Raw genomic sequence first — 15,363 nt, forward strand, 5'->3', positions numbered from 1 at the left:
GTGTTTTCCCTGGCGATCCCGTTGGCATGCGGCGGCGCTCGTGCGCGTCGATTCGATTGTGGCGCGATCTTCCGGGCGTGTAAACCAAAAAATGATATACGAATCCTATAAAATAGGATGACGTGGCAGAGGACCGTGAACACGCACCGGGCAGATTGCCGGATCGATACGCGGCTCTTGCCGCTACGCGCGGTGTAGAATGAACTTTTAATCCTAAATCTTAGGACAATGGACAAGACGTTGCTGAAGGGCCTGATGCTGCTGGAGGCGCTCGCCGATCAGAATGGCAAGCCCGTCACGATCCCGGTGCTGGCCGAGCAGGTCGGGCTCACGAAGAGCAACACGCACCGCACGTTGCAAACGCTCGCGCACGCAGGCTATGCAACGCGCGATGAAACCACGGGCAACTATCGCAGCACGTTCAAACTCTTCGAGCTGGGCGCGAAGCAGATGGCGCAGATCGACGTGCGGCAGTTCGCGGCCGTGCATATGCGTGCGCTGGTCGATCTCACGCAAGAGACGGTGCATCTGTCGATTCTGGATGGCGCCTCGGTCGTGTATGTCGACAAGATCGAGAGCGCGCAGCCCGTGCGCGCGTACTCCGTGCTCGGCGGCCATGCGCCTGCGTATTGCGTTGCGACGGGCAAGATTCTTCTCGCGCATCAGACGCAGGAATTCCTCGCGCGGCATCTGGTCGATCTCACCGCACACACGAAGGCCACCATCACGGATTTGCAGGCGCTCAAGGTCGAGCTCGCGCGCGCGGCGACCAATGGCTATGCGATCAATCGCGGCGAATGGCGGGACAGCGTGGGCGGTGTCGCCGCGCCGATCTTCGATGCGTTCGGCCTTCCGGCTGCGGCCATCGGAATCTCGGGGCCGTTGGAGCGCCTGAGCGTCAAGCGCATGAAGGAATTCGCGCCGGCGGTTCAGGATGCGGCGCTGAACATCTCGCGGGCGATGGGATATCGCAAGTGAAGTGAGCGACGCTGGCGCCGGGGCATTTGCCCTGGCGCCGGATGTTCGCTGCGTTGGGCGGATGCGGGTCGTTTCCTACAACAACGCGGCCGAATCGCTCTGGGTCACGTGGCTGGCTTGTTTGTTGAGCGGCGCCATTGCATCCGCGATGGCGCTGGCCGCTCCACGCAAGTGCAGCGGCACGCGCGTACCCGGCTCCAGATGCAGACGCAAGGGCATCGGCGTTTCGACGCGATCGAGATAGAGCACCTGATTGCCGTCGAGGATCGTCACGTTGAAGGTTTCGCCCACTGCGTCCACGAGTTCCTGCAAGACCGTGTGCGGTTGCGAGCGCAAGGTGGAATGGCGCAGCACGTCGAGCGCGAGCGCGGCCGAGCGCGCGCCCACCGTGTACCGCTTGCCGAGCGGTTCGCGATAGACGAGATCGGCCTCGAAGAGCATTGACAGGATACGGAACACCGTCGGCTTGGGGAGCTTGCAGGCGTGGGTCACATCGTCGAGGGAAACGGGCGTGTTCGCATGCGCCACGTATTCGAGTACGGCAAACGCCCTCAACGCGGTCGATTCCGGCTTCTGTGGGTCAACGTTCAGCATTGCGCGTCGCAAGAATCCTCGAAGCGGCCATTGCACGTGAGCACCCCTTCACGCCGCCTGCGGCAGCTTCAGGATCGCGCGCGCTTCCTGGGGCGTCGCGGGTACGCGATCGAAGCGCTCGCAAGCGTCGACGATCTTGCCGACGAGTTCCGCGTTGCTCGACGCGAGCCGCGTCTGCACCGCATCGCGGAGGTCAGCAATGCGGCGCGCTGCAGTCCCAAGGCGGCTGAACGCTTTACCGATAGTGCGATCACGCTGGCCCGCATTCAGCATGTCCGCGATCTGCGCGTTCCAGACCATCGCATCAATCGAGCGTCAAGCGGCGAACCTGCTTCGGTAGTACCGACACGCCGAGATTCTCCAGGAAACTCTCGCGCAGCGCGAGCGCTGCCGGACTCAACGACCTTCCGGTCGGCTCGACGAAGCCCACGGTGCGCTCAACAGGCGGTTCGTCAAGCGGAATGAAGCGCAGCATGTCCCGATGTCGCTGCTGCGCGAGATAAGGCAGTACGGTGAGACCGACTTCACCTTCGACGGCCGAGAGCAGGGCGGTGGTGTTGGCGATGAAGATCTCCATCTGTCCGATCGCATCGAGCAGGGATGCCGGCAATGCGCGCATCGTGCCGTTGCCGATAAGTTGATACCCAGACAGATCCTTCCACTTGATCTTCCGATGCCGGAAGAGCGGATGGCCCGCCTTCACCACGACGCACATCACATCGGACAGAAGCGGTGTGAAGCTCAGCTCCGGCTCTCCCTTGGGCTCGCCTGCGATGCCGAAGTCGATCACGCCCGAGCGCACCCGGTCGTGGATATAGTCCGCGGTACCGTCTTCCACATGCAATTCGATGCCGGGATAGCGCTGCGCGAAGCGGCTGATCGCGCGCGGCAGCATTTCGTGCGCGATGGATGGCACCGCGGCCACGCGCACGCGCCCATGCCGCACCCGGACGACGTCGACGGCCGAGCCGATCACGCGCTCGTAATGCTCGACCAGCTTGCGCGCCTCGCCGTAGAGCATGGTGCCGAAGGGTGTGGGCGACGCGTGACTGCCCTTCTCGAAGAGCGCGGCGCCCAGCGCGCTTTCCAGCTCCTTGATGGACAGCGACAGCGCGGGCTGGCTCCGAAACACGGCGGCGGCGGCAGCCTTGAAGCCGCGATACTCGACCACGGCCACGAAATGACGCAGTTGGGTGATTTTGACGTCGGGGAGGCGGTCCATTTTTCGATAAGAGAAGCAAATAAAATCATAAAAATATTTGGCTTTGATTATCTTAGCCCGATTTTTAGAATCGCTTCAAGTCAATGGAAAAAGCGAGATCGGGTATGACGTCGCAGACCTTTTTGAATTACATCGATGGACGCTGGCAGGCCGGCGATGAGCTCATCGACAACCGGAGTCCGTCGGACACCGAGGACGTGATCGGCCGCTACGCGCAGGCCACGCCGGCGCAGGCGCGCGAGGCGATCGAAGCGGCGCGCATGGCTCAACCGCGCTGGGCGGCGAACGGTCTCGAAGCGCGTCACGACGTGCTGCGCGCGATCGGCGATGAACTGATCGCGCGCCGCGACGAACTGGGCCGGCTGCTGTCGCGCGAAGAGGGCAAGACGCTTGCCGAAGGCATCGGCGAAGTCGCGCGGTCGGGACAGTTCTTTCACTATTTCGCCGCGGAAGTGCTGCGTCAGCTCGGCGGCAAGGCCGATTCCGTCCGTCCCGGCGTCGAGATCGATATCCAGCGCGAGCCGCTCGGCGTCGTCGGTATCGTCACGCCGTGGAACTTCCCGATGGCGACCGCGAGCTGGAAGATCGCGCCCGCGCTCGCGTTCGGCAACGCGGTGGTGTTCAAGCCGGCCAATCTGACGCCGGCGAGCGCCTGGGCGCTGACCGAGATCATCAGCCGCCAGGCGCTGCCCGCCGGCACGTTCAACCTGGTGATGGGGCCGGGCGAGGCGATCGGCCGCGCGCTCGCGGATTCGCCGGACGTGGACGGCATCACCTTCACCGGTTCGCTCGAAACGGGCCGGCGCCTGGCCGCCGCCGCGGCGCCGCAGCTCATCAGGCTGCAGATGGAAATGGGCAGCAAAAACGCGCTGGTCGTGCTCGACGACGCCGATCTCGACCTCGCCGTCGATTGCGCTTTCAACGGCGCTTACTCGGGCACCGGACAGAAGTGCACGGCTTCGTCGCGCCTCGTCGTGACGCCCGGAATCCATGCGGCGTTTGTCGAACGGCTCGCGCAGCGTCTGCGTGACGTGCGCGTCGGACGGTCGCTGGACGACGGGGTGCAGATGGGGCCGGTGGTCGACCAGCGTCAGCTCGAATCGAACCTTCGATACGTCGCGCTGGGCCGACAGGAGGGCGCGCGGCTCGTGTGCGGCGGCGAGGCATTGGCCCGGCCTGAGCGCGCGTGGTGCATGTCGCCCGCGCTGTTCGACGAAGGCCGCAACGACATGCAGATCAATCGCGATGAAATCTTCGGGCCGATCGCATGCGTGATTCCCGTGCGCGACTACGAGGAAGCGCTGGCGGTCGCGAACGACACGCCCTTCGGGCTCACGGCGGGCATCGTCACGCAGTCGCTGCGGCACGCGACGCATTTCCGCCGCCACGCGAAAACCGGCTGTGTGATGGTCAATCTGCCCACCGCGGGTACGGACTATCACGTGCCGTTCGGCGGCCGCAAGGCGTCGAGTCACGGTCCGCGCGAGCAGGGGCCGCACGCGGCGGAGTTCTACACGACGCTCAAGACCGCCTACACACGGGCATGAACGGACAAGGAAACATGATGAGCCTGCACGACTCGCTGGTGGTGATCGACGGCACGCAGTATTCGAACTGGAACCGGCAGATTTTCGAGGAGATGCGCGAAGGTGGCGTGGCGGCGGTGAACGCCACCATCGTCTACTGGGAAAACGCGCGTGAAACGCTGTCGCGCATCGCCGAATGGAACGCGCGCTTCGAGCGCCATGCCGATCTCGTGATGCCGGCACGCACCATGGACGACGTGCTCGTCGCGAAGCGCAGCTGCAGGATCGCGATTCTCTACGGGCTGCAGAACTGCTCGCCGATCGAGGACGACATCGGTCTCGTCGAGGTGTTCCGCGATCTGGGCGTGCGCACGATGCAACTGACCTACAACAATCAGAGCCTGCTCGCGACGGGCTGCTATGAAGCCTGCGACGGCGGCGTCACGCGCTTCGGGCGCGCGGTGATCGAGGAGATGAACCGCGTCGGCATGATCGTCGACATGTCGCACAGCGCGGAGCGTTCGACGCTCGAGACGATCGCGCTGTCGAAGCGGCCGATCGTCATCAGTCACGCGAACCCTTCCTTTTTTCATGCGGCGAAGCGCAACAAGTCGGATGCGGTGCTGCGCGCGCTGGCGGAGCGGGGCGGTCTCGTCGGTTTCAGCCTCTATCCGTTTCACCTGAAGAACGGCAGCCGCTGCACGACGGGCGAGTTCACCGACATGGTGGCGCGCACGGTGGACATGATCGGCGTCGACAACGTGGGCATCGGCAGCGACCTGTGTCAGGCACAGCCATACAGCGTGCTCGAATGGATGCGCAACGGCCGCTGGAGCAAGCAGACGGATTACGGCGAAGGCAGCGCGGAGCACGCCGCGTGGCCCGACCCCGTGAACTGGTTCCGCTCGAACGCGGACTTTCCAAAGCTCACCGACGCGCTCGCCCGCGCGGGATTCTCCGATGCCGAGGTGGCGAAGATCATGGGCGGCAACTGGATGCGCATTCTGTGCGACGCCGAGCGGCGCGACTAGCGCGTGGTGCGTTGCACGAGACTACATCGCACGAGACTACTATTCGAACTGGAGGAGACATGGAAATAGATACCACGCCCGCGCTCGCGGCCAGACGCGATGAGCGGGAAGTTCATACGCGCAGCATCGACTGGCCCATCTTTCTCATCAGCGGGGGCTTCTTCGTGCTGTTCCTGGTGGCGGCGCTGTGCAACCTCTCGTGGCTCTCGACGGTCGTCGATACCGCCTTCGGCTGGGCGACGCGCGTCTTCGGCTTCTACTGGCAGGTGCTGATGCTCGCGACTTTCGCGGTCAGTCTCGCGATCGCCTTCTCGAAGCTCGGCCGCGTGAAGCTGGGCGGCGCCGCGCAGGTTCCGTCGAACTCGACGTTCAACTGGGTCGTCATCATCATGTGCGCGCTGCTGGCCGGCGGCGGCGCATTCTGGGCCGCCGCCGAGCCGCTCATGCATTTCATGAGCCCTCCGCCGTTCTTCGGCGCGGCGCCGCGCACGCAGGCAGGGGCCGTGGCGGCGCTCGCCCAGTCGTTCCTGCACTGGGGCTTTCTCGCGTGGGCCGTGCTCGGCAGCCTGCTCGCGATCGTGCTGATGCATCTGCACTTCGACCGCGGCTTGCCGCTCGCGCCGCGCACGCTGCTCTATCCGCTCTTCGGAGCGCGCGCGCTCAAGGGCCCGATCGCGACGCTCGCCGACGCCACCTCGATCATCGCAGTGGCGGCCGGCACCATCGGCCCGATCGGCTTTCTCGGGCTGCAGATCGCCTATGTACTGCATTCGGTCTGGGCCGTGCCCGATACCGTCGTGACACAGGCGCTCGTGATTCTCGCGGTGACCGTGATCTTCACGTCGGCCTGCATCGCGGGTCTGGAAGGGCTGCGCTTCGTCTGCAAGATCCACGTGTGGCTCATGCTCGGGCTGGCGGCCTATCTTTACGTCTTCGGGCCGACGGCCTTTCTGACGAGCGTGTTCTTCCAGGCGTTCGCGACGCATGTCGTCGATTTCGTCCAGACCGCGATGTATCGCGGCGACGACAAGTGGCTCAATGCCTGGACGCTCTTCTACTGGGGCTGGTTCATCGGTTATGCGCCGATGATGGCGATCTACGTCGCGAAGGTGTCGCGCGGCCGCACCATTCGCGAGCTGGTCGTGCTGCTTTCCATCGCAGCGCCCGTGATCACGATGCTGTGGTTCACGCTGGTGGGCGGCGCGGGCATCGGCATCGAGCTTGCCTCACCGGGTAGCGTCGTTTCGCACGGAAGCCTGCCCGAGGCGCTGTTGCTCGGCGTGGCGCAGGCGCTGCCGTTGCGCAACCTGATCTCGGCGCTGTTCCTGTTTCTCAGCTTCTTTTCGGTCGTGACCAACGGCGGCTCGATGGCGTATACGATCGCCATGGCGATGTCGGGTGATCGCGGTGAGCCGCGTCACTGGCTCAAGATTTTCTGGGCCATCGGCATGGGGCTGGTGGGCGCGGTGCTGATCACGATGGGCTCAGGCGGCGTCAGCGCGCTGCAGTCGTTCATCGTCATCACGGCGGTGCCGGTGTCGATCCTGATTCTGCCCTCGCTTTGGGACGCCGTGCGTATTGCCCGGACGATGGCGATCGAGCAAGGAGTCGACCGATGAACGATGAGGCCATCATGAATGACGACAGCGTGAACATCATGCAGAACACGCATCCGGCGCTGCGCAGCGCCGACGTCACGAACCGCACCGAACGTCTCGGCGCGATGCACGGCACGCGGCTGAGCTTCGTGCGGGCGCTCGTCAGGCGCATGGCGCGCGACCAGTGGCGGGTTCGCGTCGCGCACATGGAGCTGGACGACGAGGGCTACGGCGTCTGCATCTATTCGATCGAAGCCTACGGCGAGCGCTACAGCCAGGTGATTTTCTCGCAGCATCTCGACGCGGCGGAGCGCACGGATCGCGTGATCGCGCAGAAGTGGGACATCACGTCCGCACTCATCTGCGGCGTGCCGCAGCCGGGCGACCTCGAGCGATTGCGCGCCAATGTGCCGTTGCAGGAGGCGGGCCGGCTCGATGCGAACGATCTAGTGCTGTGCCGCGCCAACAAGAGCGTGCGCAACTTCGACCATGTGGTGAGCTGTCTCGCCGAGGGGCGTCAGCCGGATTCATCCGTCTTCGAGCGGGTCGGCTACCTGGTTCGTACGACGGCCGTGTATGGCAACGGCAAGTTCGGTATCGCGGACTATCCGCGGATTGCCGGCACTCGAGCGTTTCGCTCGGGCTTTTCGGCGCAGATGTGCGCCGTGTATGTGCTACGAGACTTCAGCGTGCGTCTCGCCGAACACGTCGCGGTGCGCCGCAATCCACGCATCGCCGTGAAGCTCGCGCGCAGTTGCCGGCGCTATCTCGGCGTCGGCAACGCCACCGGGCTTGGCATGGCGCCGTTCCTCGTACGGCATCCGCTTCAGCTCGATCAATGGGTGCGCGGACGGGAGACCGCGCTAGCACGCGTGCTGGCCGTCGAGTCCGTCGATGCCCCTGCGACGACACGCGCACAAGCCCTGCTGGCCCGCGCGGCGCGTCACATCGCGCAGGTGCACACGGACCATCCGCGCGAGGCCGCGCGCAACGCGGTGATCGTCGGCGAGCTGCCGATCATCCAGGATGCGCTGCGGCGCCTTGCCGCGACGCCTGAAGCATTCCACTGGGATATGTTGCTGGCGTGGACCGGCGAGCGGGTGTCGAGCGCCGCGCAGGAGGTGCTGGTGGCCGTCCTGCTGGAACTCTATCCAGAACTCGTCGATTCGATCGATTGCGGCGCGCCCGTCGACGATACCTTGCGCCTCGATTCCGATATGCGTACGGGCGAGTTGCGCCAGCTCGTTGAGGACGACTATCGATGGGCGTTGCAGCAGCCCTCTGCGCTCCGCGACGATACGCATTTCTTCTGGTATCGCTCGGCGGAAAAAGAGGAGCCGCGTCTGGGCGTACGAGACCGTGAGCCGGGCTCGGAGCGTGAACTGCCACTCGATATCGCGCGCCAGGTCGGACGGCTTCACGCGGCCCTGCACGCGCTGCGCGACGACGACATGAGCGTCGCGGAGTTCGTCGGGATGCATCCGGAGCACCGCGCGATCGTGCGCCGCGTGCAGACCCTGATCGGCCGGCCATACGGCGAGATCCGCGAGAACCTGCTGGCGGCGGACACCCTGCCGATCGACCTCATGCGTGCCAAGCTCGCGATGTTCGGTGCGAGCAAGTTCGATCCCAAGTCGAACCTCTGGGTACGCGTCACATTGTTCCAGGGCGCGCCGACACTCGATGAGCTCGCGCCAGACATGGCCGATGACTGGATTTTTCCGTGCGTGCCGGACAGCAACGAAAGAGGACTTGGACAAGCATGAAGACGGCGATGAATGAGTTGACGTCGCTGTGCCGCGCGGCGCTGGAAGGCAGCGGATGGGCGCAGGGCGATTACGAGGATGCAGCGGATGCGGCCGTATGGCTTCAGGCCGTATGCTTTGGCGGTCTCGAAGCGCTTGATGGCATGCTCGGCGCGCAGGCGCGCGAGCAATACACCGTCAAGGGCGCGGCCTGTGGCGAACATCCGGCACGGCAAGCGCCCGGTCTCGCTGGATGCGTGCTGGCGTTCGAGCTTGCATGGGCGAGGGCGACGAAAGAAGGCATCGGCGTGGTGCGCGTTTCGGGTGCACTTGCGCCGCGTCTCGCGCTGTATGGTCTGAAGACGATGAGCGGGCGCTCGCGCCGCTTCGATCTTTCGTGGCGGGACGCGGGCGGCTGTCATTTCGCTTGGACGGATGGGGGTAGCCTTTACCCCACCTATCTGGGCTGCAACGCGCGCTCCGGTGCGGCCATTGGGGAGATCGTCGTATGCTGCCGCACGAGCGAAGCGATTCCTTCGCCGATCGACGTAGAACCCGGCCTCTCGCACGAGCTTGATCCGGAAGAGTTTGAAGCGCGGCATTACGGAGCGATCTGGAATGGCGTCGATGTAGAGCCCGCGCAACTGGCGCGGCTAGTCGACTGGAAGCGCCGCGTGCTAGTGGCCGAGAGCGAGGCGTCGCGCACGCATGGGGCAGGAGGTTCCGATGACGGCTTCTGACCGGAACGCGCGGGGGGCGCGCAGCGTCAGGCAGATTCACACCGGACTACCGGAGCGCGCGGACTCGCTCTTCTCCTGGGCGGTCGCGGCGAACGGAACACTCTATACCGCACAGATTCCCGTGAGCGCGGACGGCGCGCTCGTGAGCGGCGGCATCGAGGCACAGACACACCAGGTATTCGAGAACCTGTTCCGGACGCTAGAGGCCGCGGGCGCTACGGCCGGCGACGTCGCTCAGGTGCTCATCTACGTGACGGACCGGGCGTGGCTTCCTTTCGTCAACGCGGTCTGGCTGCGGCATTTTCGGGCGCCGTTTCCAAATCGTGCGTCGTTCGTCGTGGCCGGTCTCGCGCGCGAAGAGATGCTAATCGAGATCGTTGCGTACGCAGGCGTGGCGAACAATGCCTGACTAGATGCGTTGCTGCGGTGTCGATCTGATGAGGGTTGGCTCGACCAATTCCAGACGTTCACCGTCGAGAGACTGCAGACATTCAAACGGCAGACCGCAGGCGTCGACGAGCCGGCCAGCAATGGCACCTTCGTCAACGCCTAACGACATCGGTGACGCGGTACAGAAGTCGCTTTCCTGCCGTCCAACCGTTGTCAGGCGAGAATGTCAGGCCCCGCTGCCAGCAAACGCGTGATACTCCCAGACTTCAGTTTCCGCACGTGCATGATGTATGGTTTGTAGCCCACAAAAATGCGCCTTGCCTACGAGCCATCTGCTTGCTACGGTATGTAGTAGGTTTGGTTGCCCAGATTAATTGCGTTTCACCTTGACGCCCTGGCCTGGCAAGCAGGTTGCAGTCGTCACCAGAGTCTGTCCATGGATACGCTCGCATCGTGGCTGCGCCCCCTCGGGCTTGACCAGTACGTGCCATTGTTCGAATCCCATGGCATTGACCTGCATTCGCTGCCACTTCTCTCGGAGGAAGATCTAGTCAAACTCGGCGTGCTGCTCGGGCACCGCAGGCTTTTATTAAAAGCTATTTGCACGCTTGACAACGACAGGCACGTTGTGGCGTCGACAATGCAATCGGCCCAGGATGCCGGGCGCCGTCAACTCACTGTACTGTTCTGCGACCTTGTCGGCTCGACGGAACTCGCGCGGCGGCTCGACGCGGAGATGCTAAGGGACCTGATGCACGCTTACCAACGCGCATGCGGGGATATTGTTTCCCGCTATGCCGGTCACGTGGCGCAATACCTCGGCGACGGCATAGTCGTGTACTTCGGTTTTCCCCAGGCGCATGAGGATGACGCGGAGCGCGCCGTGCGCGCTGCGCTCGAAATGGTAGCCGTCGTCAGCAAAGTGCCTGCTTCAACTCCGTTGAGAGTGCATGTTGGCATCGCAACCGGTTCGGTCGTTGTCGGCGACAGCGGCGCGTGGGACGCTCTGCGATCGAATGCGGCCGTGGGCGAAACCCCCAACCTTGCCGCGCGTCTGGCCGCGCTTGCCGACCCAGATCAAATTGTGATTTCTTCGGGCACATGTCGGTTGCTCGGAAATGCCTTCAGGATCGAGGATCTCGGTGAGCACGCGTTGAAAGGCATCACCGAACCCGTAAAGGCATATCTCGTCAGGGATCTGACACGTAATGAAAGCCGGTTCGACGCGAACCGAAAAAGCCGCTATACACCTTTTGTCGGTCGCGAGTCCGAAGTTGCTTTACTTCTGTCCCGCTGGGAAAACGCACGCGAAGGCGAAGGTCAGGTCGTACTACTGACTGGGGAACCCGGCATCGGGAAAAGTCGCATTGCACACGTGCTCAGTCGACATCTCGCTGACACACATCATCTGCGGCAGTTCTATCAATGTTCTCCCTATCACAACGGTTCGGCCTTCTATCCGCTTGTCGAACCGTTCGAGCGCGCTTTTGGATTTGAGCGCGATGATACGCCAGAGCAGAAGCTCGATAGGCTAGAAGCGTCACTGAATCTCGACTTCGACGAGTTGCCGCTCGTCGCACCTTTTTTTGCCGCGCTACTGTCGCTGCCGACCGATCGTTATCCGACGCAGATGCTCGCACCGCCAAAGCACAGGGAGAAGACGATAGCCGCATTGGTCGAGCAGATGCTGCGTTTGGCGAAACGCCAGCCCATCCTGATGATCTGCGAAGACGCACAGTGGGCCGACCCAGCGACACTCGAGACGATGGCGTTGATGGTCGAGCGGATACGTGAAGCACCCGTCCTCCTCATCGTAACCTGTCGCCCCGAATTCGTGCCACCCTGGACGGGACACGGCAATGTGACGCTTCTGCATCTGAACCGCCTGTCGAGACGGCAGGGAGAGGCGATCACTGATCAACTCGTCAGCGGAAAGCCGTTGCCCGGGGAATTGCTCGACCAGATTCTCGAACGTACCGACGGGGTGCCACTATTCGTCGAGGAGCTGACACAGGCGGTGCTCGAGTCCGGTATCCTGCGCGATGCTGGCGACCATTGGGAACTGCCGGGACCGCTGCCGCCGCCAGCGATTCCAACAACGATTCAGGACTCGTTGATGGCACGCCTCGATCGTCTCGGAACATGCAAAGAAGTCGCTCAGATCGGCGCGTGCATCGGCCGCGAGTCCGATCGCGGACTGCTCGCGGCGATCAGCCCGACGAACGAGGCTGATTTGCAGGAGTCACTCGACCGCCTCGTCGACAGCGGACTAATCTTCAGGCATGGCAGCGGTGGGGAAGCCGTGTACATGTTCAAGCATGCGCTCGTGCGCGATGTCGCCTACGACGGGCTACTGATGAGCCGGCGAAAGCAGATTCATGCGGCGATTGCACGCGCGCTGGCCACCGAACTCAAGGACCGGACGAAGACCCGGCCCGAACTGCTTGCGTTGCACCTGACACGCGCGGACCTGGTCGATCTCGCACTGCCGCAGTGGCGTACGGCTGCGCGGTCGGCGATCACGAAGAACCGTCATCGCGAAGCCCTGGAATATGTCGATGCAGGCCTTGCACTGATCGATCGGGCCGCTATCGAGCACCGTGCGGACCACGAAGTGGGACTCCTTGTTACGGGCGCCGCCTGTCATTGGGTGCTCACAGGCTATGCGTGCAAACAGGCTTCGGCGTTGTGGGCACGTGTCGAAGCGTTGGTCGATCAGGTGACTGATCCACGGCTCTCGATCCTCGCGCTGTCGGGCATCAACATCTGTGCGTATGCTGGTGCGGATACCCGAAAGGCGCTCGCCACCGCGGAGCGGCTGATCTTGCTGGGCGAGAGTACAAAGGACATCGACAGCAAGCTCGTCGCGTTCTCGTGCGTCGGACCCATTCTCCACCAACAGGGTCAATTCGAGCGCTGCACCAGATTGCTCGAATTTGTCATCGACTCGTACCGACCAGACCGGCAAAGCGGTTTTGGCCGGCTCAACGACTCGAAGGTGACTGCATGCAACTGGCTCAGTTATTGCCATCTGGCTGGTGGCCGCTTCGATCAGGCGAAGCACTATGCGCGACTGGCCGTCGACCATGCGACGGATATTGCGCAGCCGTTTGTGCTGTCACAGGCACTGAGCGTCGCGGCACGGGCCTTCGCGGAAACCGGTGATGAAAAGACGACGTTCGACCTGTGCGATCGCTGTATCGAACTGTGCGACACGCAGAACCTTCCGTTTTGGAAAGGCTGGGCAATGGTGTACGAGGGAGTCGCGCTCGAGCGGCGCGGAAAACATCAGCAGGCTGAGGCGCGCCTCGCGCAAGCAATCGAACATCTCGCTGCAGGCGGTGGCCGCAGCGATCTGGGATACATGTACGCATGCAGGGCGCAAGCGCTCGCAAATCTGGGCCGTTTCGATGATGCGCGGCGCGACATCGAGACGGGTTGCGCCGAATGCATCAGCACTGGACAAATGATCTCATTGATCGAGCTAGCCTACTCCCGTGCCGTGACCGAACTGCTTGATCCCGGATCTGACGCCCGCGTCGCGGAACACTGGTTCAACGTTGCCCTGACCGACGCGCGCTCGCTTGGTCTGACACTCGTCGAACTGCGTGCGGCGATGTCCCTGGCCAGCTTGTGGAAAGCCGACGGAAAATGCCGCCAAGCACAGGTCGTACTCGGGCGCGTTGTTAGCGCCTGCACCGAGGGGCTGGACTGCCAGGACGTTATGGCCGCGATCGCACTGCTCGACAGTCTCGATGATGTTGACCGGAAAACGTGAATCCGATGGGTCTGGCCGATTCGCGCCGGTCGAGCGCCCCAGGATCAATTGGATCGCAGCTAGAGTTGGGACACTTGGGCCGTCGATCGCTCATTGTCGATCGACAAGACGAACGCCGGTGACGCATGCTCAAGTGCGAATACGGTCTTGAGCGCGTCGCGCGCATCTGACTACTTGTCGGTCATGACGACATCCGGCGTCGAACCGGCGAGGCAATCGGCGAGCGCTTTTGCGTTGGCTGCACCACCCGCGAACCCGAGCGCCGGTTTAGCCTCGACAAGCGCCTGCAGGCTTGCGCGCAGTTGCGACGACTGCTCGAATCCAATACCTGCCATTGAACTTCTGACGGCGCGACCGTCGGCTTCGGGTCGCCAAGCGAAGCTCGCCCGCCATCGCGTTCAGCGGCGAGCCGCGCGTCCGACGAACTTCGGGGATCGGCCAGTCGGAGACGTTCAACCTAACGTTCAATTGGACGTTCAAACGTCCGCTTCCTCAGCAACGACCGACTCACGCTCGCGACCATGTCGATCGACACTCGCATCGTCAGTTGCCCCGATCACGTTGGTGGCGCCGGTATTCATCACGTGCATCGGTGCCCCGGATCGTGATAGGTCGGGGACGTGGCGCAATCTTCAGGAAGAAAGCGCCGAGAGTAAAGGACCGAAAACCCTGCGGAAGGTCGGGCTCAGCACCACTCACGGGAAGCGCGTTTCGCGAGTAGGCCATCCAGGACCCGACTAACGGAAGCCGTAGACCAGGACCTTCTTCCCCTCAAAGCTTTCCTGCACACCTTGCTCGCAATTTGGTGGACACTTTGCCATAAGGTCCGCACTCGCGCCTGACACGGTGACCGCCCTGGAGACAACGGATTCGATGAGCGTCCCGTCGGCAGCGACGACGATGTTCAGATCTGTTTCGACGCCAGCCGGCACGGCTCCGCCGGCCTCATAGACGATTTTCATGGTGCCGGTGCAATCGGAGTTCACCCTGTAGGTGCCTTTCTGGTTTGGATTGAAAGTCGTCTGCCCCCCTTTCGGAAGCCCGCCGATGACTCCGAAGTCGGTGCGTGTAAAACCGCCTGTGCCGTCGAACGTCACCAGTGCGACGTCATCGAGGATCAATGGGGCTGCGTACGGATGCAATGTGCCATCGGCAATCAATCCAAGAATTTCTCCATGACCGATAAATCCAAACGGTCCCTTTAAGGTTGCGTTCGAGCACAACCCACGGTGGTGGCCGTGGCCGCTGGAGTCGCCGGAGTCGTCGGAGTCGCCGGCCTGCGCGGCACCGCTGAGCAAGAGAAGTGCAACGGCTGCTGCCGACGCAATGCTTGAATGCTTGATATTCACGGTCATCTCCTTGTCAGCGAATCGGGCTCTCAACATCGCGGCGCGCATGGCCTATGGCCGGATAGAGCACCCAATTCAGAATGAAATTCAAAAAAGGCCGCAGCGAATCCTGACTACCGTCGTTTGCGGAGAAAGCAGAGATTGAGTGGGAGTCAATGCGCCCCGGTGTTCCGGAGTGTGAGGCGAGAAGCCGAGGTGCGGGCGAAGTAATAACGGAGAAACGCTTTACCGAGCAGTTATTTTCGCTTGGTGTCGGCAGACCCGCGCAGAAGAGGTGCACGAAAGTCCGCGCCTTTGTGACTTCGTGAGTCGGCCATGCATTAAGGTCGCATGGTAAAAATAGTGTAATCCACGATCGTCCCACGTGCCAGGTAGAATTCGGACCAAATGACAGGCGTGTCGAAAATCGAGC

The 15,363-nt window shown here is 62.9% G+C and carries 13 protein-coding genes; 8 read left to right on the forward strand and 5 right to left on the reverse strand.

The window, feature by feature from the left end; translation table 11 throughout:
- The first annotated feature begins 228 nt into the window (after window positions 1–228).
- The gene (locus tag ACEN42_RS32485) at window positions 229–978 is read left to right on the forward strand and encodes an IclR family transcriptional regulator (protein ID WP_371882788.1); all 750 of its coding nucleotides are present in this window, start codon (window positions 229–231) and stop codon (window positions 976–978) included.
- A 75-nt stretch (window positions 979–1,053) separates the two neighbouring features.
- On the opposite strand, the gene ACEN42_RS32490 is transcribed toward ACEN42_RS32485, so the two are convergent.
- The 3 genes from ACEN42_RS32490 to ACEN42_RS32500 are packed head-to-tail and all read right to left on the reverse strand — an operon-like array spanning window position 1,054 to window position 2,794.
- The gene (locus tag ACEN42_RS32490; protein WP_371882789.1) at window positions 1,054–1,572 is read right to left on the reverse strand and encodes an IclR family transcriptional regulator; all 519 of its coding nucleotides are present in this window, start codon (window positions 1,570–1,572) and stop codon (window positions 1,054–1,056) included.
- A 48-nt stretch (window positions 1,573–1,620) separates the two neighbouring features.
- Window positions 1,621–1,872 carry a 3-keto-5-aminohexanoate cleavage protein gene (locus tag ACEN42_RS32495; protein WP_371882790.1) on the reverse strand — a complete coding sequence of 84 codons (252 nt, stop codon included), beginning with the start codon at window positions 1,870–1,872 and terminating at the stop codon, window positions 1,621–1,623.
- 4 nt (window positions 1,873–1,876) lie between these two features.
- Window positions 1,877–2,794 carry a LysR family transcriptional regulator gene (locus ACEN42_RS32500; protein ID WP_371882791.1) on the reverse strand — a complete coding sequence of 306 codons (918 nt, stop codon included), beginning with the start codon at window positions 2,792–2,794 and terminating at the stop codon, window positions 1,877–1,879.
- A 104-nt stretch (window positions 2,795–2,898) separates the two neighbouring features.
- Between ACEN42_RS32500 and ACEN42_RS32505 the strand changes: the two genes are divergently transcribed.
- The 7 genes from ACEN42_RS32505 (at window position 2,899) to ACEN42_RS32535 (ending at window position 13,602) form a co-directional block, all read left to right on the forward strand.
- Entirely contained in the window at window positions 2,899–4,341 is a 1,443-nt protein-coding gene (locus tag ACEN42_RS32505) for an aldehyde dehydrogenase family protein (RefSeq protein WP_371882792.1), read from the forward strand.
- A 23-nt stretch (window positions 4,342–4,364) separates the two neighbouring features.
- Entirely contained in the window at window positions 4,365–5,351 is a 987-nt protein-coding gene (locus ACEN42_RS32510; protein ID WP_371883211.1) for a dipeptidase, read from the forward strand.
- Window positions 5,352–5,410: 59 nt separating this feature from the next.
- The gene (locus ACEN42_RS32515) at window positions 5,411–6,970 is read left to right on the forward strand and encodes a BCCT family transporter (RefSeq protein ID WP_371882793.1); all 1,560 of its coding nucleotides are present in this window, start codon (window positions 5,411–5,413) and stop codon (window positions 6,968–6,970) included.
- Window positions 6,967–8,715, forward strand: a complete 1,749-nt coding sequence (locus ACEN42_RS32520) for a hypothetical protein (RefSeq protein WP_371882794.1) — start codon at window positions 6,967–6,969, stop codon at window positions 8,713–8,715. Before ACEN42_RS32515 ends, ACEN42_RS32520 begins: the two co-directional genes overlap by 4 nt.
- A gap of 8 nt (window positions 8,716–8,723) precedes the next feature.
- Window positions 8,724–9,434 carry a DUF3726 domain-containing protein gene (locus ACEN42_RS32525; RefSeq protein WP_371882795.1) on the forward strand — a complete coding sequence of 237 codons (711 nt, stop codon included), beginning with the start codon at window positions 8,724–8,726 and terminating at the stop codon, window positions 9,432–9,434.
- Window positions 9,421–9,843: a RidA family protein gene (locus tag ACEN42_RS32530; RefSeq protein ID WP_371882796.1), complete on the forward strand. Its 423-nt coding sequence runs from the start codon at window positions 9,421–9,423 to the stop codon at window positions 9,841–9,843. Before ACEN42_RS32525 ends, ACEN42_RS32530 begins: the two co-directional genes overlap by 14 nt.
- Window positions 9,844–10,260: 417 nt before the next feature.
- Complete coding sequence (locus tag ACEN42_RS32535; RefSeq protein WP_371882797.1) at window positions 10,261–13,602, forward strand: AAA family ATPase; 3,342 nt, start codon at window positions 10,261–10,263, stop codon at window positions 13,600–13,602.
- A gap of 170 nt (window positions 13,603–13,772) precedes the next feature.
- Here ACEN42_RS32535 and ACEN42_RS32540 read toward each other — a convergent pair whose 3' ends face one another.
- Together ACEN42_RS32540 and ACEN42_RS32545 are read right to left on the reverse strand one after the other, a co-directional pair.
- Complete coding sequence (locus ACEN42_RS32540) at window positions 13,773–13,937, reverse strand: hypothetical protein (RefSeq protein ID WP_371882798.1); 165 nt, start codon at window positions 13,935–13,937, stop codon at window positions 13,773–13,775.
- A gap of 402 nt (window positions 13,938–14,339) precedes the next feature.
- Window positions 14,340–14,951 (reverse strand): hypothetical protein, encoded by a 612-nt coding sequence (locus ACEN42_RS32545; protein WP_371882799.1) that lies wholly within the window; start codon window positions 14,949–14,951, stop codon window positions 14,340–14,342.
- Between the last annotated feature and the right edge of the window lie 412 nt (window positions 14,952–15,363).

It is taken from the genome of Caballeronia sp. S22, assembly GCF_964261745.1.
GTDB lineage: Bacteria > Pseudomonadota > Gammaproteobacteria > Burkholderiales > Burkholderiaceae > Caballeronia > Caballeronia jiangsuensis.